The sequence below is a fragment of the Campylobacter sp. IFREMER_LSEM_CL2090 genome, from assembly GCF_025771865.1.
Taxonomy (GTDB): domain Bacteria; phylum Campylobacterota; class Campylobacteria; order Campylobacterales; family Campylobacteraceae; genus Campylobacter_D; species Campylobacter_D lari_D.
Genome location: NZ_JAKMRA010000007.1, coordinates 70,064 through 93,599, shown reverse-complemented (window position 1 = coordinate 93,599; position 23,536 = coordinate 70,064). Strand labels below are relative to the sequence as shown.

At 29.3% G+C, this 23,536-nt stretch carries 21 protein-coding genes and 3 pseudogenes; 7 read left to right on the top strand and 17 right to left on the bottom strand.

What is annotated here, in order from left to right; all coding sequences use genetic code 11:
- Positions 1-7: 7 nt before the first annotated feature.
- From lpxB to L8V85_RS05595, 7 genes are all read right to left on the bottom strand, one after another.
- Positions 8-1,105 carry a lipid-A-disaccharide synthase gene (lpxB, locus tag L8V85_RS05625; RefSeq protein ID WP_263661980.1) on the bottom strand — a complete coding sequence of 366 codons (1,098 nt, stop codon included), beginning with the start codon at positions 1,103-1,105 and terminating at the stop codon, positions 8-10.
- Positions 1,102-3,948, bottom strand: coding sequence for a DEAD/DEAH box helicase family protein (locus L8V85_RS05620; protein ID WP_263737633.1), 2,847 nt, complete (start codon positions 3,946-3,948; stop codon positions 1,102-1,104). Before L8V85_RS05620 ends, lpxB begins: the two co-directional genes overlap by 4 nt.
- 267 nt (positions 3,949-4,215) lie before the next feature.
- Complete coding sequence (locus tag L8V85_RS05615) at positions 4,216-5,133, bottom strand: hypothetical protein (RefSeq protein ID WP_263737632.1); 918 nt, start codon at positions 5,131-5,133, stop codon at positions 4,216-4,218.
- Positions 5,133-7,433, bottom strand: a complete 2,301-nt coding sequence (locus L8V85_RS05610) for a site-specific DNA-methyltransferase (protein ID WP_263737631.1) — start codon at positions 7,431-7,433, stop codon at positions 5,133-5,135. Before L8V85_RS05610 ends, L8V85_RS05615 begins: the two co-directional genes overlap by 1 nt.
- 108 nt (positions 7,434-7,541) lie before the next feature.
- Positions 7,542-8,114, bottom strand: coding sequence for a cytolethal distending toxin subunit A (locus L8V85_RS05605; RefSeq protein ID WP_133319530.1), 573 nt, complete (start codon positions 8,112-8,114; stop codon positions 7,542-7,544).
- Positions 8,115-8,123: 9 nt separating this feature from the next.
- Positions 8,124-8,927 (bottom strand): cytolethal distending toxin subunit B family protein, encoded by an 804-nt coding sequence (locus tag L8V85_RS05600; protein WP_133319572.1) that lies wholly within the window; start codon positions 8,925-8,927, stop codon positions 8,124-8,126.
- Between the two features lie 2 nt (positions 8,928-8,929).
- Positions 8,930-9,736, bottom strand: coding sequence for a cytolethal distending toxin subunit A/C (locus L8V85_RS05595; RefSeq protein WP_133319529.1), 807 nt, complete (start codon positions 9,734-9,736; stop codon positions 8,930-8,932).
- A 156-nt stretch (positions 9,737-9,892) separates the two neighbouring features.
- On the opposite strand from L8V85_RS05595, the gene pepT reads away from it, so the two are divergent.
- The gene (gene pepT / locus L8V85_RS05590; RefSeq protein ID WP_133319528.1) at positions 9,893-11,119 is read left to right on the top strand and encodes a peptidase T; all 1,227 of its coding nucleotides are present in this window, start codon (positions 9,893-9,895) and stop codon (positions 11,117-11,119) included.
- Positions 11,120-11,143: 24 nt separating this feature from the next.
- Here pepT and dcuC read toward each other — a convergent pair whose 3' ends face one another.
- Both dcuC and pepE read right to left on the bottom strand, forming a co-directional pair.
- The gene (dcuC, locus tag L8V85_RS05585) at positions 11,144-12,436 is read right to left on the bottom strand and encodes a C4-dicarboxylate transporter DcuC (RefSeq protein ID WP_220566573.1); all 1,293 of its coding nucleotides are present in this window, start codon (positions 12,434-12,436) and stop codon (positions 11,144-11,146) included.
- Positions 12,437-12,445: 9 nt separating this feature from the next.
- Positions 12,446-13,150 (bottom strand): dipeptidase PepE, encoded by a 705-nt coding sequence (gene pepE / locus L8V85_RS05580; protein ID WP_263737630.1) that lies wholly within the window; start codon positions 13,148-13,150, stop codon positions 12,446-12,448.
- 121 nt (positions 13,151-13,271) lie between these two features.
- Here pepE and surE point away from each other — a divergent pair, with 121 nt between their 5' ends.
- The 5 genes and pseudogenes from surE to L8V85_RS05555 all read left to right on the top strand — a co-directional run bounded on the left by surE (position 13,272) and on the right by L8V85_RS05555 (position 16,262).
- The gene (gene surE / locus L8V85_RS05575; RefSeq protein ID WP_133319525.1) at positions 13,272-14,045 is read left to right on the top strand and encodes a 5'/3'-nucleotidase SurE; all 774 of its coding nucleotides are present in this window, start codon (positions 13,272-13,274) and stop codon (positions 14,043-14,045) included.
- Complete coding sequence (locus tag L8V85_RS05570) at positions 14,038-14,691, top strand: ThiF family adenylyltransferase (protein WP_220566570.1); 654 nt, start codon at positions 14,038-14,040, stop codon at positions 14,689-14,691. Before surE ends, L8V85_RS05570 begins: the two co-directional genes overlap by 8 nt.
- A pseudogene (locus tag L8V85_RS05565) lies at positions 14,675-15,130 on the top strand (GNAT family N-acetyltransferase). The gene L8V85_RS05570 and the pseudogene L8V85_RS05565 overlap by 17 nt, the downstream one beginning before the upstream one ends.
- Positions 15,120-15,427: pseudogene (locus tag L8V85_RS05560) on the top strand (hypothetical protein); the annotation flags it as partial. The pseudogenes L8V85_RS05565 and L8V85_RS05560, both read left to right, overlap by 11 nt.
- 13 nt (positions 15,428-15,440) lie before the next feature.
- Complete coding sequence (locus tag L8V85_RS05555) at positions 15,441-16,262, top strand: CPBP family intramembrane glutamic endopeptidase (protein WP_263728636.1); 822 nt, start codon at positions 15,441-15,443, stop codon at positions 16,260-16,262.
- Between the two features lie 3 nt (positions 16,263-16,265).
- Here the strand turns inward: L8V85_RS05555 and L8V85_RS05550 are convergent, their stop codons facing one another.
- The 3 genes from L8V85_RS05550 to L8V85_RS05540 are packed head-to-tail and all read right to left on the bottom strand — an operon-like array spanning position 16,266 to position 18,696.
- Positions 16,266-16,964 carry a methyltransferase domain-containing protein gene (locus L8V85_RS05550; protein ID WP_263737629.1) on the bottom strand — a complete coding sequence of 233 codons (699 nt, stop codon included), beginning with the start codon at positions 16,962-16,964 and terminating at the stop codon, positions 16,266-16,268.
- A complete protein-coding gene (locus L8V85_RS05545) occupies positions 16,949-17,575 on the bottom strand; it encodes a pimeloyl-ACP methyl esterase BioG family protein (protein ID WP_263737628.1) in 627 nt (208 codons plus the stop codon). The genes L8V85_RS05550 and L8V85_RS05545 overlap by 16 nt, the downstream gene beginning before the upstream one ends.
- Complete coding sequence (locus tag L8V85_RS05540) at positions 17,572-18,696, bottom strand: aminotransferase class I/II-fold pyridoxal phosphate-dependent enzyme (RefSeq protein WP_263737627.1); 1,125 nt, start codon at positions 18,694-18,696, stop codon at positions 17,572-17,574. The genes L8V85_RS05545 and L8V85_RS05540 overlap by 4 nt, the downstream gene beginning before the upstream one ends.
- Positions 18,697-18,826: 130 nt before the next feature.
- On the opposite strand from L8V85_RS05540, the gene L8V85_RS05535 reads away from it, so the two are divergent.
- Entirely contained in the window at positions 18,827-20,095 is a 1,269-nt protein-coding gene (locus tag L8V85_RS05535; RefSeq protein WP_263737626.1) for an adenosylmethionine--8-amino-7-oxononanoate transaminase, read from the top strand.
- On the opposite strand, the gene bioD is transcribed toward L8V85_RS05535, so the two are convergent.
- The 5 genes and pseudogenes from bioD to L8V85_RS08425 all read right to left on the bottom strand — a co-directional run.
- Positions 20,069-20,641: a dethiobiotin synthase gene (bioD, locus tag L8V85_RS05530; protein ID WP_263737625.1), complete on the bottom strand. Its 573-nt coding sequence runs from the start codon at positions 20,639-20,641 to the stop codon at positions 20,069-20,071. The genes L8V85_RS05535 and bioD overlap by 27 nt on opposite strands.
- A 7-nt stretch (positions 20,642-20,648) precedes the next feature.
- Positions 20,649-20,963, bottom strand: a complete 315-nt coding sequence (locus tag L8V85_RS05525) for a DMT family transporter (RefSeq protein WP_087699706.1) — start codon at positions 20,961-20,963, stop codon at positions 20,649-20,651.
- Positions 20,963-21,310, bottom strand: coding sequence for a DMT family transporter (locus L8V85_RS05520; protein ID WP_087699708.1), 348 nt, complete (start codon positions 21,308-21,310; stop codon positions 20,963-20,965). The genes L8V85_RS05525 and L8V85_RS05520 overlap by 1 nt, the downstream gene beginning before the upstream one ends.
- A gap of 61 nt (positions 21,311-21,371) precedes the next feature.
- Positions 21,372-21,896: a methyl-accepting chemotaxis protein gene (locus tag L8V85_RS08430; protein WP_375154850.1), complete on the bottom strand. Its 525-nt coding sequence runs from the start codon at positions 21,894-21,896 to the stop codon at positions 21,372-21,374.
- A gap of 690 nt (positions 21,897-22,586) precedes the next feature.
- Positions 22,587-23,090, bottom strand: a pseudogene (locus L8V85_RS08425) (cache domain-containing protein); the annotation flags it as partial.
- Positions 23,091-23,536: the final 446 nt, after the last annotated feature.

Below are 23,536 nucleotides of genomic sequence, written 5' to 3'. Positions count from 1 at the left end.
TTTATCCTTATTTGATTTCATAAAGTATTTTAGCTAAATTTTTTGCACTTGCAAATTGCAAATATTCTTTTAAAAAATCTACTTTATCAAAAAATGCCTTATAATCGTATTTAAGATAAGCTTGATATAAATTTTCCACATTCACTTGCTCTTGTAAAAATTCAGGATTAAGCTCGCTTTTTCCTGCAAAATCTAAAAAGATATTTGCAAGGCCTATATGTTTGAGTTTTACAAAACATCTTGCGATAAATACATCAATAGCTTTAGCTTTATAAGCAAGCACAAAAGGCGTGCCAACCAAAGCTGCTTCAAGTGTAGCTGTGCCACTACAAATAAAAGCAAAATCAGCATTTTTTAGCACCTTTGGGGTGTTAGTTTGAATTTCAAAATTACTCATTTCTCCGTAAATTTCTAATCTTTTTAAATTAAACTCGGGTACGCAAAGGATTTTTTTACCTTTAAATTTAGTGCTTAACTCTCTAAAAATAGGCATCAAACGCTTTATTTCACTTTTTCTTGAGCCCGGTAAGAAAGCGATGATTTTTTCATCATCTTTTTTTGAAAGTATAGAATTTATATCTTCTTGATTTTTAAATTCTTTTATCTCATCTAAAAGCGGATGTCCCACATAAGTGCTTTTACTAAAAAACTCACTATCAAAAGGTAAAATAGAAGCTAACACATCAAAATGACTTTCTATGATAGGAATGCGTCCTTTTTTCCATGCCCAAACTTGAGGTAAAATATAATAAATTCTTTTTACTTTGGAATTTGCTTTTTTTAAAGCCTTTGCAAAAGGTAAGTTAAAGGCAGGAGAATCTATACATAAAATCGCATCAATTTTTTGAGCAAAACTTAAACTCACTAGCTCTTTTATGGCTCTTTTAGCTTTTAAAATGAGCGGCAAAACCTCTATAAAACCCATAGCACTAAACTCATGTGAGCTATAAAGTGGCTTGGAATTTAAACTAAATTCTTCACATAAATTCTCATCATAAATTCCCATTAAATCAAATTCTTTATACTCATTTTTATAAGCTTTTAAAACTTCTTTTAAATGCAAATTTGCTGAAGGCTCTAAGGCACAAACTAAAAAGGTTTTCATTTGAAAATATCCTCTATTGTAGATTTAACAAAGTCTTTTAATTCATCTGAAAAAGTATAATTTTTATTATAAAAAAACAAATTAACTTTTATACTTTTATCTTCATAACTTAAATTTTTATTTTCAAATATTGCTTTAAAGCCTTTTAATTTAAATCTAGGATTATCTTCTATTTTTAAGCCTTTTGGATCTATAAAATATATAAAAAAATCTCCACTTTGTTTATTTTTTAACCAAAATATAAAATCAGGATAAAATTTTCTTTCTTTTTGCTGTTCTTCATCAAAATAAGGGATATAAATTTCATCTTGATTTTCTACCAATTTAGAAAAATACCATTCATATTGTTCAAAAAAAGACAAATTTAAATTACTTTCTAAATCTTCTAAAAATTCTTTTTCACTTTTATTAGAAATGGCAAAATTAATCTTATTTTCTTTATCATTTTTATTGTAAATGATTAAAGGGCTATAATAATGCTTGCTAAGTTTTGCACTAATTATATAGTTTTGCACCTCCTTGCTTTTTTGACTTTCTTTTATACCTTGCATTAGCTCATCTAAATTTATTTTTTTATTTTCAAAGTCTGCTTTTAATTCATCTTCACTTTTTGCGTTTAAAACATCTTTTATAGTCTTATTAATTTTTTGAACGGTTTCAAAATCTAACTTTGCTTGTATATTTTTATAGTGCGTTATTTCTTCTTCTAACTTTACAAATTTATCCAAAACTTTGGCATTAGAATTTAACACGCTATTGATTGTTTTTAATGTTGTTTTTTCATTAAATTCTACATTGTTTCTTAGTAATTGAATTTTACTTTCTTTTCCTTCGCTAAATTTATAAAATTCTTCTAATGTGGAATATTTAAAATTTTTATACAAACACTGCTCTAAAATCAAAACATCTTCATCATAAGAATTTATAAATTCTTTTAAGGATTTTGCTTCTTTTTCTGAAATTCTATAGATACTATTTAGTTTATTTTCATTTTTATATTTTGGCACAGGTAAATTAAACGACAATTTTGAATTAATATCTTTAAATCCTTTTAAATGCCTACTTTCCATAAATTCACATTCTATACCATCTATGATAGCTTTTATGGCTTCATTATCACTTGCCATTACAAAAAGAGTTTCTAAACCGCATGCTAAATTTACACATCGCTCATCGATTTTAAACATCTCTTTTAAAGCATTTAATCTCTTTCTTATATTTAAAAAAGGTTCTATTCTGACACCTCTTCCTATAGTTTGCAAAACATATTTTTTAGCATTAATGCTTCCTATATTGATAAAAGAAATTAAATTTACGCGGTTGCTATCCCAACCTTCTGAAAAAACCTTACTTCCTAGCATTATATTGATAGAAGATTGTGAGCTATTGATATTTTCAAAATGACTTTGTGATATATCGCTTATACTTTCTACTCCAAGCTCAAGTAAAAAATCTTTTTCCCATTCTTTTGCATTTGAAATATTTAAAAGCATGAAAGGTTTGTTTGAATTTTTACTCTTAAAAGCTAATTCTTTATCATTCCCTTTAATGCTATAACATTCTAAATTTGCGTTTGCGTTTGCATAAAAAATATTTTCTCTAAGTTCATCATTATTTGCATTTTTTATATATTTTAAAAAATCATCACTTAGGGTATTTATACCAAAATACAAATTTTGATTTTGAAGTTTTTCATAAAGCTCTAAAGCTATATTGCCTATATCTACTTTATTTTTTAATACATTATACACTGCCTTAAAATACGCTTTTATACCCGCATCTTGAGTATTTACTTTATCAGAAACTGCTATGATTAAAGGATTGTGATATATAAAATCTTGTCTTTTTAAAAATAACTCTTCTTTTGATTTTACAATAGCATTGAATATTATAAAACTTTCTAAAATCGTTTTAATTTTTGCTTCTTCGTTATTTTCACTTTTAAAATCTAAATTCTCATTTAAAACTGCTATATTTTTACCATATCCTTCTTGATTGAATTTTTGAAGATTATAATTATAAGCACAAGTTATAAAATCTATTTCATCTTCAAAAGTAGCAGAAAAATTAAAAACAAAGCCTTTTGGAAATTCATCTTCTTTGATAAAACCTCTAGCAAGCTCATGATAATAGTTTTTTCTTAGTGATGTTTTACTATCGCCTCTATGAGCTTCGTCTAACAATATATACCAACCATCTTTATTAAGATAATTTTTATAGTTTAATCTTTTTGCTTTTTTATCTTTGCCTACATTTTCTTCACTCTCAAGTAAATCACTTCTTGCAAAATACACCACCGCTTCATTTAACAAACTAGCTTCTTTTTCTATGCTTTCAAAATCTTTTAAATCTTTTATTTTGATAAAATTGCTGTGATGATTGTTGTATTTAGCTATATTTGCTTTGAATTGATTTAAAATCTTATCATTTGGTGCTAAAAGCATGATAGGCTTTTTAGGTAATTGATTATTTTTAATGAATTCATGTATCAAAGCTATAAGTTTGATCATAACTATAGTTTTACCACTTCCCGTAGCCATCCAAAATGAAGCTCTTGCGATATGTTCTTTTTGTAATTTTAAATTCTCGTTTTCATCTTGATAAAATTCTAAAAGCTTTCTGCGTTCTTGATTATATTCATGTAAATTTAACTCATCTTTCATATAAAAAGAAAGTATGGCTAAAGCATTTTTAACACTTTCTTGCTGATAAAATTGTAAATTTATAGCTTGAGAAAAATTACTAAAATCATAACTTTCATCAAGCTTTTGCACTAGTGATTTATCATGGATAAATTTATTTAACAATAAATGTTTTCTTGTGTTTTGTTTTGCTTTAGCCATTATTTTTCCTTTAAAGCTTTAATTATTTTTATCATTTGCAGTATGTAAGAATTTTTTACATACTGAAATTTCTTGTAACTACTCATCTTGCAATATGTTTTTAATATACATATCAATATTTTCTCTTAGGATGTAAAAGTTTTTACTAAACTTTCTTGATTTAAATACACACTATCGCCAAGTTCATAAAGCCCTGCTTTGAACTTTTTAACTTGCATAGTGTAAAAAATAATGTTATTTGCATTAGCTTATTACCTCTGATCTCAATTAAAAAAGGCTTGGCATTTTATAATCATACTTTGTTTGCAGATATTTTTCAAATTCTTGAGGAATAACTTTAATTTTATTTTCATTGAAATTAAAAATTTCTTGAATAAAGTATTCCTCCGTTTCCTTATTTCCATTTTTTATTTTTGTATCTATGCGTAATAAAGCCTTGATAATATCATCCTGATTACCTTCTTTAAGCGGATAAAAACCATCTAAAAATTTTGACATAAATACATTATCTAGTATTTTTGCATTAAACTTTTTTTTAGTCTCTAATAATTCAAATGTCCATTTTCCTTGTTGCTTAGTGTTGATCGATTTTGAAATTATTAAATCTAATATTTCATAATTAGGTTCTAATTGACGGATAATATCACCTTTTTTAATATGATTAATAAAATCTTTTTTTGGTATTGCATTGCTATTCTCATTGTTAAAACTTATTGATTTTATCGTTTTGCTCTTATTGATTGCTTCATACAACACACTTTTTTCTTTTATAGATTTATCTAAAATATACCCGCAATTACCTAATTTGTTATTTATTTTTTCAAGTGTAAATATATCTTTTTCTAACACACCTTTTATTGCATCTCCTAAAATTTGTCCAGCCCTCTTATAATAATATGGTGTTTCGTGTCCTGTTAAGCCTTCAACAAAAGCTCTACCAGCTTCGCTTTCATTAAGCCAAGTCAAAATACAAACACCTGTTAACAACATATGTTTAATTTTTAATTTAAACGAACCTTGTTCACATGGATATATAACCAATGAAATATCTTGATAATTTGATAACAACTTTACACACAAATCATTGCTAATTGTATTAATAGTATTTACAATCGAATTCATTTCATCAAGAGTAATATAATGCTCATCTTGTCCTAAATAAATATATAATTCACTCTCGTTCATCATTTCTCCCACCAAATTAGATTTTTTAGTTTTGGATATTTAATTAAGTCTATATTTTCTAAATTTATAATCTCATCGTTTTCAAATTTGCAAGATTTTATGCCATTTTCATCTATAAAAATATTTTTGATTTTAAGTCCTAAAAGATTTGATATAGTCAAAAATATATCAAATTCTTTATCATAGGCATTCATATCAAGACATATATTTTCGCCTTTTTTAAGCGCTTTTATAAGTTTACGTGATTTTCTGTAATCTATAAGTGAGTTTTTATCAAGCTCATACTCACAATTTTCCAAGCTCTCTTCATAGCTTTCAAATTCATAGTATCTAAAAGCGCCACCACCTTTAAATTCTACTTCTTTGCTTATACCACAAACAAAACCATTTAAAACTTTTTTCATTCTTGGGATAATGACTTTGTAAAAATGCTCTCCCATTTCCACTCCAAGCCATTTGCGTTTTAGCTTATGTGCAGTAGCTATTGTTGTGCCACTTCCTAAATGATAATCAAAAACTATGGAATTTTCATTACTACTTGCTTTTATTATTCTTTGAAGTAAAGCTTCGGGTTTTTGAGTTAGATTAGATTCTGAATTTATGCGTTCTGATGAAGTAGAACCTATTATTGGAATATTCCACATTGTATCAACATATCTATCATTAGAAATTTTATAAATAATCTTTCCCTCATCATCTCTTGCTCTCATGTTTTTTCCATCTCTACCTTCTCTTTTACTTAACAAAACAGGCTTGTCTCTTAATTCTTTTTGCCGATAAAAAATAAAATCGCAAGTTTTTGATGTATTTAGAATAGTTTCTGTATTTTTTGCAAAGCTATTTCCACTATTTGCCATTTTATTTGAATAATACCAAGTAATCTCGTTTCTAAAATTCTCTTCCCCAAAAACTTCATTTAAAAGTTCTCTGCCACGATAATTTGCATTGTGATCCAAATGTAAATAAAAACTTCCTTTATCGCTTAAAAATTCTTTTGCCAATTCCAAGCGATTATGCATCAAAGAAAGCCAAGTGCTATCTTGAAATTTATCTTTGTAATCAAAGTCACTTCCTGTATTAAATGGCGGATCTATGTAAATTAGATCTATTTTACCTTGATATTTTGGCATTAGAGAATTAAGTGCTTGAAAATTATCTGCTTTTATAAGTTCTCCATTTAAAATTTCATCTAAATTTTCAAAACTTTGCAAAAGTTTATAATAATTTTCCTCGCTTAAATACTTTGTATCAAGCGGTAAGAATTTGTATTTTTCATCATTTATAGCCTTTATATCAAACTCATCATTTATGAAATTTAATTCTTTCCATTCTGTGATTTGCTCATTAAATTTTACATCTTTGCAGATGGATTTTAAAATTTCATCAGCGTTGTTTGAATGTGATTTAATGGTATCTAAGCTAAATACATAGTGAGCGTTTTTAGCAAATTTTGGCTTTAACCATATAGCTTTTAACTCGTTTTCAAAGTCAGCTATCATGTCAATGATAGCAAAAGCGATTTGTTTTAGATCGTTGATCTCATCTATCTTTTCTTTAGTCCATTCGGTAATATTATCATTCATATAAGAAAACAACCACAAATCAAATTGTTCTTTTAGAAATTCTTTCGCATTTTTATGGATAAAAAAATCTACTTCATTTTGTTTTTTATAAGTTTTAAAAAGCTTTTTTAGCTCTTCTTCTTTTATGTTTATTTGTGCATTTTTTAAAGTCTTTAAAAAAACATCGCTAAATTCACTTGAGTTTTGTTTAAATACATTTGCGCCATCATTATTTTTAGAATTTATCACTTTTATATTTATATTATCATCTTGTATATTTTGCAAATAAAAATTGATTTTACTTTTATTATTATCAGCATTTTGCTCATACTCATCGGTAAGAAAATTTAAAGTATATTTTTTATCTTCACTTTGCAAGCTTAAAGGATTGTAAATAGTATCTGATTTTACATAGTATAAATTTTGTGTTTTATAAAAAAGACTTGTGTCTTTTGAGTTTGAATATACCCTTGCATAGATATTTTTATACATAGGTGTATCGTAAAAAAACGGCGTTCCTGTTTCGTTTAAATAAGTGCTAAAAAAATTATAAAGTTTATTATAAGTATCTGTATAAAGATTTTGTGTGTCTAAATAGTCTTTGATTTTTTGAAAATATTTTTCTTTTATAACGAGTAAATTTGTAAAACCATTTTTAGCTTGATTTTGCGAGTTTTTGATTTTCGCACCTAAATAACAATCTTCTAATTTTGAATAAAATGCTTTTTTATAATCCATACTTTACCTTTAAATTTATAAGTTAAAATAATATCTTTTTTTGACTTAAAAAAATGAATAGATATTGCGTAGAAAAGTAAAATTTACTTGCTAAAATAGCAAGTAAATTTAATAAATCGGAGTTGCTTCAACAATAGCAGGAGCAAAGAAAAATAACTCTTTTAACTCTATCGGCACAGAAGGATTTACAGTGCAATCATCTAAGCCAAAACGATTTTCTATAGGTACGCGCGCTTCATAAAAGGTACTCATGCATTTTACCCCGCCATGAGTTAAAGATCTAATTTGCACAGCTGAACTTGTAGTAGGCATGATAGAAAAAACCGTTTGCATTTGCCCATCTTGTAAATCTTGCTTGCAAGATTTCACTCCAAAAGATTTTTCACTTAAGACAGCTAAACACACATCAGCACCTCTAGGGTTTATAAACTGCACATAGCCAAAAGGGCGTTGCACGGCATATCTATCTTTTTGTTTTAACGCATCGCTAAGAATTATCTCTTTTAAAAACCAATTTTGCTCTTCTAGTTTTTCAGAGCTATATCTAAAAGGACTAAGTGAAATTCCCGTTTCTAAAGATCTTATCGCGAACATAGGTGTAAAATCTTCTAAATCATCAAATAAAACTTCAGCTTTTAAAAAACTTAAAATAAAGCAAAATAAAATACAAATTTTTCTCATCATCTTCTCCTAAGGTCTTCTAAAATTTACAGGAAAATGATCCGAAGCTAAAAAAGTCCTAAGTCCTGCTACAGCTAAGATTGCAAGAATTCTAGGCGGACTATATAAAGATGTAGTGCTTGAATTTCCCGTAATTGCATAATCAATTGTATTGCCACCTGTTTGTGTAAAAGAAGGAGGTGCGACTATATTAATGCGAGATCTTAAATCCGGATCAATTAAATTTACAATAGTCCCAGGAGGTCTGTTAAAATCCCCTAAAATCATCCAATTAACCTGTGGCATATTCCTAAAGTGCATATCCACAGCACTTATAATAGCCCCTGCATCATTACCACCTCTTGATAAAGCGTGTATGCTAAAAAACGCATCATTTCCTATACGAATTCCTATAATAGGCCTTGAAGCAACGGTTGGAGGCGGTAAAACTATCACCTCATCAGCTCGCGTTCTACTCACGATAGCCATATTTACGCGATTTGCCCCAACATCAACTCTTGAGTAGTATATATAAACTGAATTTGGACGACTTGATGAGCCCAAATTCCACTCATACTCATGAATAGGAATGCCAACTCCCACGGGTTGAACTTGTCTTGGCGTCATTATAGCAGTGCTTGGTAAAACTCCTGCTTCTTGAACAGCCAAAATATCCATAGGATTAGCACCGGTTACAAGCTGTCTTATACTAATATTCCACTTACTTTCGGTAGAAGCTGATGCACCTTGTAAATTCCAAGTACCGCTATTATAATTTTCCAAAGCAGCAAATAATAAATTAAAACTAAAAATCAAAAATACTATCTTTTTCATCATCACTCTCCCGTATAAGCATAAGGCGATCTTGTTTGAAAAGCAGGCGCACTAATGCTCCATTGTCTATCTAAATTTTTTTCTTTTGATTTCAAACAAGGTGTCAAATAAATACTATAATAGTCAAAATAAAATTCCTCCATTACATTTCCAACTGTCGTTTGTATACATTGTTGTGTTGCAAAATTTTGAATTTGATAAGCACCATTACTCATAGGATATAATCTCCAAAATTGTGCAAAATTTGTCTGATCGCAAGGATAATGCACTATACCATTACCATAAGCATTTAAGCAAGTTAAAGTTTTTGCATTTTTAATCATCACAGTATTATTTGGAAATTCAATGAGTTGCCACACTCTTGCATCACCAAAAGATTTACTATCAAATAAATTATACCCCCATATCCAATTGCCTGGATTTAAAGCCCAAACCGTTAGTGCAGCTCCATTTGGGTTCATAATAGTTACAAAATCGCTTACAAATCCTATATTTTCATACAAAGCATTTGAAGTAAATCCATTGCTTGATGTAAGTCTTGGTAATGGTCCTTTTACAGCATTATCTCCTTTAAAAGTATTGACTTTCATAAGAGGTGGCTCAAGTGGTATAGCTGGGATTTTCTTACCTTCCACTAAAGTTGGTGTTTTTTGTTTAGCCGGTGGAGTTGGATTTTTACCTATTTTCAAAGGATCTCCATCGCTAAATTCTCCAAAAGAACGCCCTAAAGGATTGATTTCTTTAGAAGAACATCCAACAAAAAAAGTTATAAATACGCTCAATATCATCATAAATCTAAGTTTTTGCATATTCTCTCCTTAAAAAATATAAATTTAAATATATTATCATAATTTTAAATAAATTTTGATAGAAAATATCATTTAATAAAATCTTCTTAGATTAATCAAATATTTTAAAAATGAATTGTTATAATTTTATTAATTTTAATCTAAAAAGGAAAAATTATGGATATTGTACAAAGATTTATAAATTACACTAAGATTAATACCACTACAAGTAGAGAAAATGGCGCCAAAGGCATTATGCCATCAAGCCCTAATCAAATGGAGCTTGCAAAATTACTTGAAAAAGAATTACAAGAACTAGGTTTAAAAGACATCAAAAGAAGAGAAAACACCATCACCACAGCTCTTTTACCAGCAAACACTCCAAATGCTCCTAAAATAGCCTTTTTTGCGCATTTAGATACAAGTATGGAACAAACTAATGACACCAAAGCACAAATCACTAAGTATCAAGGTGGAGATATATGCTTAAATAAAAACTTAGATCTTTATTTGAAAGAAAGTGAATTTAAAGAGCTTAAAAACTACATAGGAGATGATATTATCCACACTGATGGCACAAGCTTGCTTGGAGCTGATGATAAAGCAGCCATTGCAGCTATTATGGATATGCTTGAATTTTTTGTTAAAAATCCTGATATTAAGCATGGTGATATTTATGCTTGCTTTTTACCTGATGAAGAACAAGGTTTAAGAGGAGCAAAAGCTTTTGATATAAAAGAAATTAATGCTGATTTTGGATATTGTTTAGATTGTTGTGAGATAGGAGAATTTATTTATGAAAATTGGAATGCAGGAGATTGTGAAGTAGAATTTATAGGAAAATCTGCTCATCCTATGAGTGCTAAAGGAAAATTAGTTAATTCTTTACTTTTAGCACATAAATTTATCTCTATGCTTCCAAATGGCGAAGCACCTGAATACACAGAAAATAAAGAAGGATATTTTTGGGTTAAAGAACTCAAGGGAAATAGCGCTAAAACTATTTTAAAAATAGATATTAGAGAATTTGATGATGAAAAATACAAACAAAGAATGCAATTTTTACAAGATTTAAACGATAGTTTTAAAAAGCTATATGGAGAAGAAAGAATTAACATTAAGCTTAACGATCGTTATAAAAATGTCTTTAATAGTCTAAAAACAACCAAATCTTTGCCTATTAAACTTGCTTTACAAGCTTATGAAAATTTAAATATCAAAACTAAAATCATTCCTATGCGTGGAGGATACGATGGAGCGGTGCTTTCAGAAAAAGGCCTACCTTGTCCAAATATCTTTACTGGAGCACATAATTTTCATTCTATTTATGAGTATTTACCTGTTAAATCTTTAAAAGCAGCGAGCAAAGTTATACAAGAAATCATCATCCTAGCCGCAAAATAAATTTAAGCCTTTTAAGGCTTAAAATTATAATAACACAAAAGCAATTACAACCACCGAAACAACACAACCTAAAGCAGTTCTTTTAACAATTTCTAAAGGACTAACCCCGGCTATAGCTGAAACGATGATACAAGCTCCTAAAATAGGCGAAAGGTATCTTCCAAGCACTGCTGACATTGCCACTGCAGTACCAAGTTTAACTTGATCAAAACCAAGATCTTGAGCATGAATAGTTACAGCCTTGTTAAATGCCATAGCAGCAGCATCACCGCTACCTGTAATCATAGCCATTAAAAATGGTATAAAAGTTCCACCAAAACGCACATAATGCTGTTCATTTTTAAGCCATTCTATGATAATATCAATTACACCGCATGCTTTTAAACCCGCAACAAAAACACTAGCAGCTATGATAATCCCTATAATCTCTGCATAAGATTTTCCCATGCCATTGAAAAACTCTTTAAAAATATTATCAGGCTTACTCATAGTTACCACCAAAGCTATAATCGCCCCTAAAAGCATGGCTTCAGCAACTCCAACTTGTTTTGTCCATGTTAAAAACTCATAATCATTTAAAGGACTTGCGCCTATGATTAGTACAATCAAAGGCACTAAAGGCATAAGCGCATAAAATACATTTACTTTTTCAATATTATCTTCAGTCTTGTTTTGATTAGCCACTTCAAAAACTTGCCCTTTTTGATAATCTTTAAAAATCACTGCCATAATCATCAAAGAAATCATCACTATCACTCCTGCTGTTAATGCATTTGGAGTTTGAGTTAAAACAATTTCTTGTATATTTTTCCCTGAAATTTCAGAAATCAAAGCCGTATGAGAAACACCTGGACTTAAAATTCCTCCTATAGTTCCACAAAGCACTGTTGCTGCTGCCATGGCAGGTTTTATACCTGAAGCCATTAAAAGCGGTATTAAAGTCGCACCAACTGCAGCTGAACATCCTGCCGCTGAAGGTATAGCTATAGCAATAAAAAAAGTTACCATAAAAGCAAGTGGGATTAAGAAAAATCCTACATTTTTCAAAGGTGTTGTAAGTAATCTAACCAAATGTTTATCGCATTTAGTCACTTTCATCACAAAAGCAAAACCCATACTCGCACAAATTGCCTTAATCAAGGCAGGTTGCACCATAGCATGCGTAAAAGCACTCAAAGCTTCAATGGGCTTAAGTGAAATCAAGCACAAGATAAAACCAACACTAATTAAAGCTGTTTTTGTTTCCACTTTTTTAATAAGCAAATAAACCACAGCCACAATACCAAAAATCGCAGCTAAAAGATAAAAAGTTTGCATTTTTCTCCTTTAGATTTTAGTTGTTTGATTGACTTTTAAATATTCTACATTAAAAGGATGACTTAGCTTTAACACATCATGATGACCTATGATTTTTAAGCTATCATCTTGCACTTTTAATGCAGAACCCTCCGGTATAGCATAAACAATGTCTTTTGGATTAGTTAATAAAAACTCTTCCAAACGCTCTTCTCTACTTTCTCCGTTGTGTCCAGGAATTTTCCCGCCAATAAAATGTGGGTTGATTTGATAAGGAAAAACCCCTAAACTATCAAAACTTTTTGGCATAACAATAGGCATATCATTAGTTGTTTTTATGCTAAGACCTGCTATGTTTGAGCCTGCACTCCAACCTATATAACAAGCCCCTTTTTCAATACGCTCTTTTAACACTTCAAGCAAATCATTTTTATATAATTTATGCAAAAGCATAAAACTATTGCCACCACCTACTAAAAAAACCCTTGCATTTAAAATCGCTTCTTTTAAATTTTCAAAATGGTGTAATGATTTGATATTATCTTTTTTCAAGCCTTCTTTTACTCTAGCTTCATAAGCATCATAAGTCCTTCTAACACCCGCATAAGGTATAAAAAGAATTTCTTCATCTTTCATGGAATTTTCTTTTAAAAAATCATCTATAAATTCTCTAGTATGACTTAAATAAGCACTATCTTTATAGCCAGAAGCGCTAAAAAGTAAAAGTTTTGACATCATTCTTTCCTTTAAAAAAATTAATCAAAACTATAATTTTAATATTTAAAAAATGAAAAAACAATTTAGTAATAAAAAAATATTGTATTACTTGTGTTAAAATTTAAAAAAAGGAAAAAATATGAAAGAAATTTTAATAACAAACGATGATGGCTATGAAAGTGAGGGTTTAAAAAAGCTTATAAAAATGCTAAGAAAGCATTTTAAAGCTAAAATTACCATAGTAGCTCCTGCTAGTGAAAAATCAGCATGCTCACACTCCATAACACTAACTAAGCCTTTGAGATTTCATAAGGTTGGTAAAAGATTTTACAAGCTTGATGATGGCACGCCTGCAGATTGTATTTATCTAGCTTTACATGCTTTATATAAAAAGCGTTTGCCTGATCTTGTCATAAGTGGAATTAACAAAGGTGCTAATGTAGGCGAGGATATAACCTACTCAGGAACTTGCGCAGGTGCTATGGAGGCTGTGCTTCATGGAATTCCCGCCATTGCTTTATCGCAATTTTACAAAGATAATCAAAAAGAGCTTGATTATAAACTTGCTTTAAAACTTACTAAAAAAATAGTCAAAAATATCTTTGAAAAGGGCTTTCCTTTAGATAAAAAAGAATTTTTAAATATCAACTTTCCTTCTAGCAAAACAGCCTTTCAAGGCTTAAAAATTTGCAAAGCAGGTAAAAGAATTTATAGCTATAAAGCACATTCTAATACAAACCCAAGAGGTGTAGAATACTATTGGCTAGCTGCTGCTAATCTTGATCATGAAAATGAAAAAGACTCAGACATAGCACTTTTAAAACAAGGCTATGCCACAATAACCCCTATAATGCTTGATCTAACAGCTTATAAACAAATGAAAAATCTCAAAAAATGGATGAAAAATGGATAGATACACGCGTATAAAATGGCTTATTAATGAAGAAAATTTTATCAAAATTCAAAACACTAAAGTTTTAGTTTGTGGGCTTGGTGGAGTTGGTGGAATTTGTGTTGATGCGCTTTTTAGAAGTGGCTTTAGTAATCTAACTTTAATTGATGCGGATAAATTTGAAACTACTAATCAAAACCGCCAGCTTCATAGTGAAAATATAGGCGAAGAAAAAGCTAAGGTTTTTGAGCGTATTTACAATGCTAAAGGTATAGTCAGTAAAATCGATGATGAGTTTTTGAAAAGTTTTAATTTGAGTGAATTTGATTTAATCATTGATGCGATTGATGATATACCTGCTAAGGTTGCTTTGGCTAATTTACTTGATTTAAAAAAGCAAATTTTTATCTCATCAACCGGTGGAGCTAGAAAGCTTGATCCAACGCGTATTAAAACGACAAGCATATTTAAAACACATGGCGATGCCCTAGCTAAAAAATTCCGTTATGAGCTTAGAAAATCAGGCTTTAAAGGGGATTTTGATGTGGTATTTTCAGATGAAGAAGCCCATTGTAAAGATCTTGGCTCATTTATGGGTGTAACAGCTTCTTTTGGACTTGCTCTAGCTTCTTTGGCTTTAAGGAAAGTGCTTGATAAGAAAGCTTGATATAAAAGACTTAGCTCCTTGTATCAAGCTTTTTAAGCAAAGCGTATCCACTCTTTGTAAAAACGATTATACAAAAGAACAAATTCGTGCTTGGATTAATATAAACCAAAAAGCTTGGGAATAAAAATTCCAAAATCAACTAGGTTTTATTTATGAAGAAAAAGGCCAAATTATATCTTTTATAAGTATAAATTCAGAAGAAAAAACACTCGATCTTTGCTTTACTCATGCAAACTATGCTCATCAAGGTTATGGTAAAGCTTTATTAGAATTTGCTCTTAAAAACTACCCTTATAGTGAAATTTATACTTTTGCTAGTCTTAGCGCTAAAAATTTCTTTTTAAAAGCAGGATTTAAAATTATCAAAGAAAATATTGCTATAAGAGATCAACAAGAATTAAAAAATTTTTTCATGAAAAAGAAAATAAAACAATTTTAAAAAAGCAAACAAAATGCATTTTATCTGCTTCTACTTTAAAATTTTCAATGTCTTAATTACACTCAATAAAGGTATTATAAAAGATAATAATAAATTTTTCACTACAAAGGTAAAAATTATAAATATCATCAAGCTAAGTGAAAACACAAACTGGAATTTAAAACAATATAGACAAATTGTAAGTTTTATAAAAAGTAACAAAATTTACGCTTTTGTCTTAAATATATAAATGTAAATGATTTAAAAAAGCTTTACCTAAGAGAAGAAGTAGTAAAACTATATCTAGATCAATTATAAACAAGGATTTTATATGTTAGCTTTAAGCACTCATCTTTTTTTGGCTATTTCTTTGATATTGCTTTCATTTGATAAAGTCAAAATTTCGTATATTTTTTTACTCTTTTCAGTCTTGTTGGGATATGTATTTAAAATTATAGATATAACTTTTATAGTGATTAATGTATTAGTTTTTATAACGGCTATATTGTATCAGTATAAAAAAATTTTCATATTAGAAATAGCATTATTTATCTATGCTTTAGCTTTATTTCTTCATTTTATCCCTGGTGTAAATAACATCAAAGTTTTAGATCAAGTTTATGCAAGCACAAATAGCGCACCTTTTAATCTTTACTTTAGTATTGACAAGCCACTAGGGGTTTTTATACTTTTTATACTTTTTCCTATTTTATTTAAAAACACAAACTACACCAAAGCTTCAGTGCTAAAATGGAGCTTATTGCTTTTATCTCCTATTCTTTTGCTGTGCGTGCCTTGGTATTTGGGTGTTATCAAACTAGAAATAAGCATACCATCATGGATTTTATATTTTTTATTTTCAAATCTTTTGTTAGTTGCTTTAGTAGAAGAAGCTTTTTTTAGAGGTTATCTCCAACAAAGACTTACACAATTTATTCACCCCAATCTTGCTTTATTAATCGCAAGCATAGCTTTTGGATTAGTGCATTATAAAAGCGGTGTTTTGATGATTGTATTTGCTAGTGTTGCAGGTGTGATTTATGGCTTAGCTTATAAATACTCAAAAAGCTTATGGATGAGCGTATTGTTTCACTATGGATTAAATTTAATCCATTTGATATTTTTTACCTATCCATTTTACTTAAAACATTAGCGATTATAGTTTTCTAACTAGAAAAAATAAAGGATGATAAGTCAAGGTATTTTGAAATTCTTTTTCATAGTTTTTTAAAAATGCCTTGCCTATGAAAAATTTTTCACTCAAAGCATTTACTCCGCTTAATTTAAAATGCCTAAAAAGCTCTAAAGTATGATCAAATTTTAACTCTTTTAATTCTTCTTTTGCTTTTATGATCTTAAAATTTTTAGAAAGCTTTTGCCTAATTTGCTCTAAAGTTAAATATTCAAGTGATAAATTAGTGCTTTGTTTTATTTGAGTGAAATTTTTTTCTCCAAAAGTAGAAAAAAGCAAAATCCCATTTTTATTTAGCATGCTTGCAAAATTTTCTAAAAGCTCATCTATCTTTAGCCACTGCATACAAGCATTTGAAGCTATAAGATCAAATTTTTTCGTATAAAAATGATGATTTTTAAGCTCATTCATATCAAAAACACCAAATTCATCAAACTTACAAGGATTTTCAAAAGGATAAATATCATTTAAAAAATAATGCTTAAATTTAATACACTCTTGCAAAGTCTTACTAAAAACCCCTACCCCACAGCCAAATTCAAATACCGCTTTAAAATCGCTCAAATCATTCTCACTAAGCATTTTACAAAGCTCTTTAGCCATGGCTTTTTGCACTGGCGAGTTAGCACTATATGTGTTTTTTGCTCTTATGAAAGTTTGCAAAGTGCTTCCCAAGTGTGGTATTTAAAAAATGCAAAATGTGGCTCATCGATAAACATTGCCTTTTCTTTAAAAAAATTTAAAACATGTTTTGGTGGAAAGATCTTATCATCTTTGCTAATTATCGCTTTATCCCAAGTGAAATTTTCATTTAAATCCTTAGTGCAAAACTCATATAAGCTTAAAAGTTCTTCTTTTAAATACTCATCTTTTTCAAAGTAAAATTCATCACTTAAATTCATTCTTTTTTCAAGCAAATTTGTTTTAAAATATTCCAAAGCAAATCTTTTCATCGTTAGCTTAAAAATAGCTTCTTTAATCCCAAATTCATCATTTATAGGTAAATTTGTGCCATTTATGGCTATTTTTTTATCAAATTTTATATCTTTTAAAATTTTACTCGCCACGCAAACTCCCATAGAAAAGCCAACAAGGGTGATTTTTTCAAATTTATTAAGATCAAATTCCCAATCAAAACTCGTATAATCATACGCCATTAAAACATTTACATCACTTTTTAAATGCGTAAAATGGCTAAAATGTGAGCAAAAACCTGAAAAAAATAAAATCAACTCAGATGAATTTGCATTTTCATGTAAAAAATGAGTTTTCAAAGTACCTCCAAAACCTTTTCTAAGTCTTTTTTCACTAAACCAGTATGCAAAGAAAAGCGAATTCTAGCTGTATTTTTAGCTACGGTTGGCTCTTTAATAGCAGGTGCAAAAATACCATTTTCTAAAAGCTTTTGTGAAATTTCACTAGCTAGTGCATTTTGCCCTAAAATAAAAGATATCACATAAGCCTCGCCTAAAACTGCACCTTTACTTGCTAAAGCATTTTTAAACCAAGTGCTTAACTCTAAAAGCTCTTTTCTTTGAGCATTAAATTCATGCAAATGCTTAAAAACATGCAAAGTCCAAGTTACATTGATAGGTGCAATGGCAGTTGAGTATATAAAGGCCCTTGCTTTGTTGATAAAAAAATCTTTTTCATCACTTATCATGCAAGCTCCCATGGAAGCTATGGCCTTACCAAAGGTAAAAACTAAAAAATCCACTTCCTTTTCCAAGCCCAAAAATCTCACATAACCCAAACCATCATCATTAAAACACCCTATGCTATGAGCTTCATCGATGTAAATTTTAATATTTTTAAATTCTTTTTTCAAATTTATGAATTCTTTTATAGGCGCAAAATCTCCATCCATACTAAATAGCGCTTCACTTACAATGATGATATTTTCAAATTCTTTATAATGCTTTTGCACTAAGCTTTGCAAATGCTTTATATCATTGTGTTTAAATCTTATAAATTTAGCCCCGCCAAGCCTTAAACCATCAATAATACTTGCATGTACTTGCTTATCTGCCAAAAATAAAGTATTTTTAATGCTTGCTAAAGCTTGCAAACAGCTAACATTTAAGGCATAGCCATTGTTAAAATGCAAGATTTTTCTGCCTAACTTAGCTTCTAAAAAGCTTTCAAATTCATCAAAAATCGCATAATTTCCACTCAAGCTTCTTGAACTTGAACTAGAAAATTCAAATTCTTTTAAATGTGTTAAAAAATCTTGCTTTAATGCTTTTTCATTACTTAAATTTAAATAATCATTGCTTGCTAAATTTAGCAATTTTTGCCCATTATAAACGACATATTTTCCCTCATGCCCTAATGAGCGTAGAATTCTAAAATTATCTTGTTGTTTTAACTCATCTAAAATTTGTGCAATTTGCATACTCAACCTATTGTTATACTATTTAAATATTTAATTATACAAAAAATGTTAAAAGAAGTGATTGTTATTTTTAAGATAGCACATAAGCTTAATTGTAGTATTATTAGTAATAAAAATCAAAGAAGTAAAAATGAATTTAAAAGAACTAGACTTAAAACACATTTGGCACCCTTGCACGCAAATGAGCGATCATGAGTTTTTACCTTTAATACCTATAAAAAAGGCTAAGGGAGTGTATTTGTATGATTTTGATGAAAAATCATACATAGACTGCATTAGCTCTTGGTGGGTAAATATCTTTGGTCATTGTAATGAATATATCAATGAAAAAATCAAAGATCAACTTCAAAATTTAGAACATGTCTTGCTTGCAGGCTTTTCACATGAGCCTATCATAAAGCTATCACAAAGGCTTTGTGAGCTTTTACCTTTTGATAAATGTTTTTTTGCAGACAATGGTAGTTCGGCCATAGAAGTGGCTTTAAAAATGAGTTTTCAATACCACTTAAACAATGGCTCTAAAAAGGATAAATTCTTATCGCTTAGCAATTCTTACCATGGAGAAACCTTAGGTGCATTAAGCGTTGGCGATGTAGCACTTTATAAAAAAACCTATGATCCTTTACTTTTAAAAAGTATCACAACGCCTGTGCCAACAAGCAAGGACTATACAAAAGAACTCGAAATTCTAGAAAGCATTTTAAAAAATCATCATCATGAAATTTGTGCTTTTATACTTGAGCCTTTACTTCAATGTGCGGGCAATATGCATATGTACGAGCTTGGGTATTTAGATGAGGCAGTTAAACTTGCTAAAGATTATGGTGTGCAAGTGATATTTGATGAAATAGCCACAGGTTTTGGACGCACAGGGGAGATGTTTGCGTTTGATTATTGCTCACAAAGTATTGATTATATATGTCTTTCTAAAGCTATCACGGGTGGGTATTTACCACTTTCAGTGGTGCTTACTAAAGATGAAATTTATGAGAAATTTTATGATAGCTATGAGAGCCAAAAGGCCTTTTTACACTCTCACTCTTACACGGGTAATGCCCTAGCTTGTGCAGCGGCTAATGCGACTTTGGATATTTTTGAAAAAGAAAATATCATCACAAAAAATAAAATCAAAAGTGCTTTTATAAAAACTCAATGGGAGAGTTTAAAAGAATTTGACTTTTTAGGAAATTTTAGAAATTTAGGCATGGTAAGTGCATTTGATATACAAAAAAGCAAATACCAAAGAGCAGGACTTGAAGTCTTTCAAAGAGCCTTAGAAAAAGGCTTGCTTTTAAGACCACTTGGAAATACAATTTACTTCATGCCACCATATGTTATAAATGAAGATGAAATTGTTTATGTAGTGCAGTCTTTAAGAGAGATTTTCAAGGATTTTTGAAAGTTTTTCACACACTTTATCGTCAAATTCTATGATAGGAATTTTAGCGTAATTGCTTATAAAATCCTTGCTAAAAGTATCTTGAGTTTTTAAGATTAAAGCAAGGATTTTAATATCTCTTTGTTTTAGTGCTTCTATGCTTAAAAGCGTGTGATTGATACTTCCTAGATAGTCTTTTGCGACTAAAATCGTAGGGTGCTTAAACGCACTCATATAATCAATCATTGTTTTTTCATCATCAAGGGGCGAAAAAAGCCCACCAGCTAGCTCGATGATGAGTTTATCACTTTGTGGAATTTGTATATCAAAAGCTTTATAGTTTAAATTTTCTAAAATCCTACCTTTGTGCGGGGAAGCAGGGGTTTTTAAAAACACACCTTCTTTGAAAATCTTAGTTTTTGGGCTAAACTCAGCTACTACCTCGCTATCTTTTGGCATACCTGCTTGGATAAGCTTAAAATAATCAAAACCCAATTCTTTACAAATTCTAGCACTTAGATAAGTTTTACCAACATCTGTGTCTATACCACTAATGTATATTTTCATTTTAAACCTATGAAAGTATTTTTAAACCCACAGTGCAAGCAATAATAAGGGCAATTAAAAAAAGCTTTAAAAAGCTTTTACTTTCTTTATAAAAAAGTACCCCTATGATAACCCCGCCTGCAGTTCCAGCTCCTGTCCATATAGAATAAGCCACACTCATAGCAATGCTTTGCATACTAAGGCTTAAAAATCCAAATGAAAAAGCAAAACACACTATCAAAGCTAAAAGATAAAGCTTATTTTTAGTGCTTACAAGTTGTTTCATAATAATCACGCCAAAAATTTCAAAAGCGGTCGCTAAAAATAAAAAAAACCATTCCATTACTTAGCTTCCTTGCTAATGATTTTAAGGCCTATGATACTTAAAAGCAAAATGGCTATTAAAGTAAGCTTGGTAATAGAGCTTGGCTCATTGAAAATAAACATCTCATTAAGCACCACTCCAACCGTGCCAATACCTACAAAAACACTATAAGCAATACTTACTTCAAGTCTTTCACAAGCTTTTAAAAAACATGTAAAAGATATACAAACTCCAATGGCTGTTAAAGCATAATGCCAAATTTCAGTAGAGTATTTTAAACCACTTACCCAAAAACACTCAACCAAACCACCTAAAATTACCATAAACCAACCAAAATTAGAGCTTATTTTTGTTCTTTCAATCATAATCTACCTTTTTAAAAGTGCAAATTATAACCAAAATTACAAAATAATAAGCTCCTTGGTATTAAATTTTCTTACTTTCTACCTCTTTTAATATATCTTGAGAAATATCCCCTACTTCTTTAGTAGTTTCATTAGTAAAATTAGCTATTTTTACATTTTCTTTTGTGACATCTTCTAGTTGAATTATCGCATCATTGATTTGTGAAATACTTTGAGTTTGTTCATGCATTGATATAGAAACATCATTAACACTTTGAACTAAAATATTTACATTAGCTTCTATCTCACCTAAACTTCTTTCTGTCTTTTCAGCCAAATGACGCACCTCATCAGCAACCACAGCAAAACCTCTGCCATGTTCGCCCGCACGAGCAGCTTCTATGGCAGCATTTAATGCTAATAAATTTGTTTGTTCTGCTATGTCCTTGATCACATTTACTACTTCTTTAATATTTTCAGCTTGAGAAACAACCTCTGTAGTTTTACCTCCAACATTTTGCATAGAAATGTTTATTTGCTCTACTGCTTTTATGGATTTTTCCAAAGAATTTGATTGAGAATAAGTTCCATCAACAAGTTTTTGCATAAATTCTTCTAGTTTTTCACATTGTATAGTTAGTTTATGTGCAAATTTAGAAGAAGAAATCAACATCTTTTTGATTTCTGAACCTAAAACATTTGTTGTTATTTCTACACTTCCTTTTGCATTTTCAACCTGTGTTGAAAAATCTAAAGCCTTATAACTTTCAAGCACTCTATCAAGCTCGTTGATGTTTGATCCTATTTTCTCTTCTAAAATATCAAGCAATTCATTTAATACATTTTTTAACTCTATTAGTTGAGGATTTATAGGATTATTATCAATTCTAACAGATAAATCTCCAAGCTCTATCTCTTTCAACTTTTGAACACTTTCAAACACAGCCTTCTTATCTTGCTTTAAATTCTTTTGGATATTTTTTATACCATTATTGATTTCTTTACCAATAATAGCAAATTCATCATTTCCTTTGATATTTAAATCTATATCCTTCATATCGCCTTTGTAGTTTAAACTTTCAAAAAAATCTTCTAAAGCTTCTTTAATAAATATAATTTTCTTAAGAAAATGCTCTATCATACCACCCAAAATAACGATAATAACAAGGACAAAAATCACACCAAATATAACTTGGGTAATTAAAAGTCCGTTTAAAACCTCATCATAATCACTCAAAGCATTAGAAGAACACAAAGTTAAAGAATTTTCTCCCATAATACACACAGCTAAGCGTTCTTGACCTTTAAGTTTATATAAAATCAAATCAGTAGTTTCATTTGGAGTTACACTTGCAACATTAACAAAATTTTTTAACACTTCTTTAACTTCATTGTCTTCATAAAAATCTATATTAGCAGAAGAATGAGCTATCATTTCCTTTCTTTCATTGATTAAAAACACATTATTACTTGCAGTAGTTTTTAATCTTCCAAAAGCATTGCGTATATCATCTAGAAAAAACTCACCTGCTAAAACTCCATAAAATTTCCCATCAATAACAATCGGAATTGACACTGACAAAGCTATTTTTTTAGTTACGACATCTAAAAAAGGTTCTGAAATGCTTACCTTATTTTTATTTTTTGCATTTTGATACCACACGCGTTCTCTAGCATCAAAACCATCTTTTTCTTGATTTAAAATAAAATGTTTTCCTTTAGAATTAATATCTACATCAATTAAGCTACCATCTTTTTCATACCCAACATAAATAGCATTAAAAGAATAAAAACCAAACATCTTTTCTAAAAAAGAACCAATATATTCCTCACTTACATTTTTATGTTCAATAATACTTGCAGCGATTTTTTTAATATTCTCTATCTTGGTATTGAAGTATAAATCTGAAAAATTTTTTCCATTTTTAACACTTTCTTGCTTTCCACTTACAATACTTTGAAGAATATCCGTTTTAGACGAATAATAATTTAGTCCAACAAAAATACCAAATCCAACAACCAAAATCAAAGCTGTGAAAAATGATATTTTCTTAGCTACAATAGTTTTAAACATTAAAATACCTCCTAATTTTGCAATAAATATAAAAACATTTTAATTAATTTCTAAAAAATTTTTCAAAAATAACACCTATAAAAATAAAAAGTAGAATTTTTGTCCTAAAAATACTCATTTATTAATTAAATTTTAGTTATATTTAATTTTTATTAAATATAATAAATAATTTT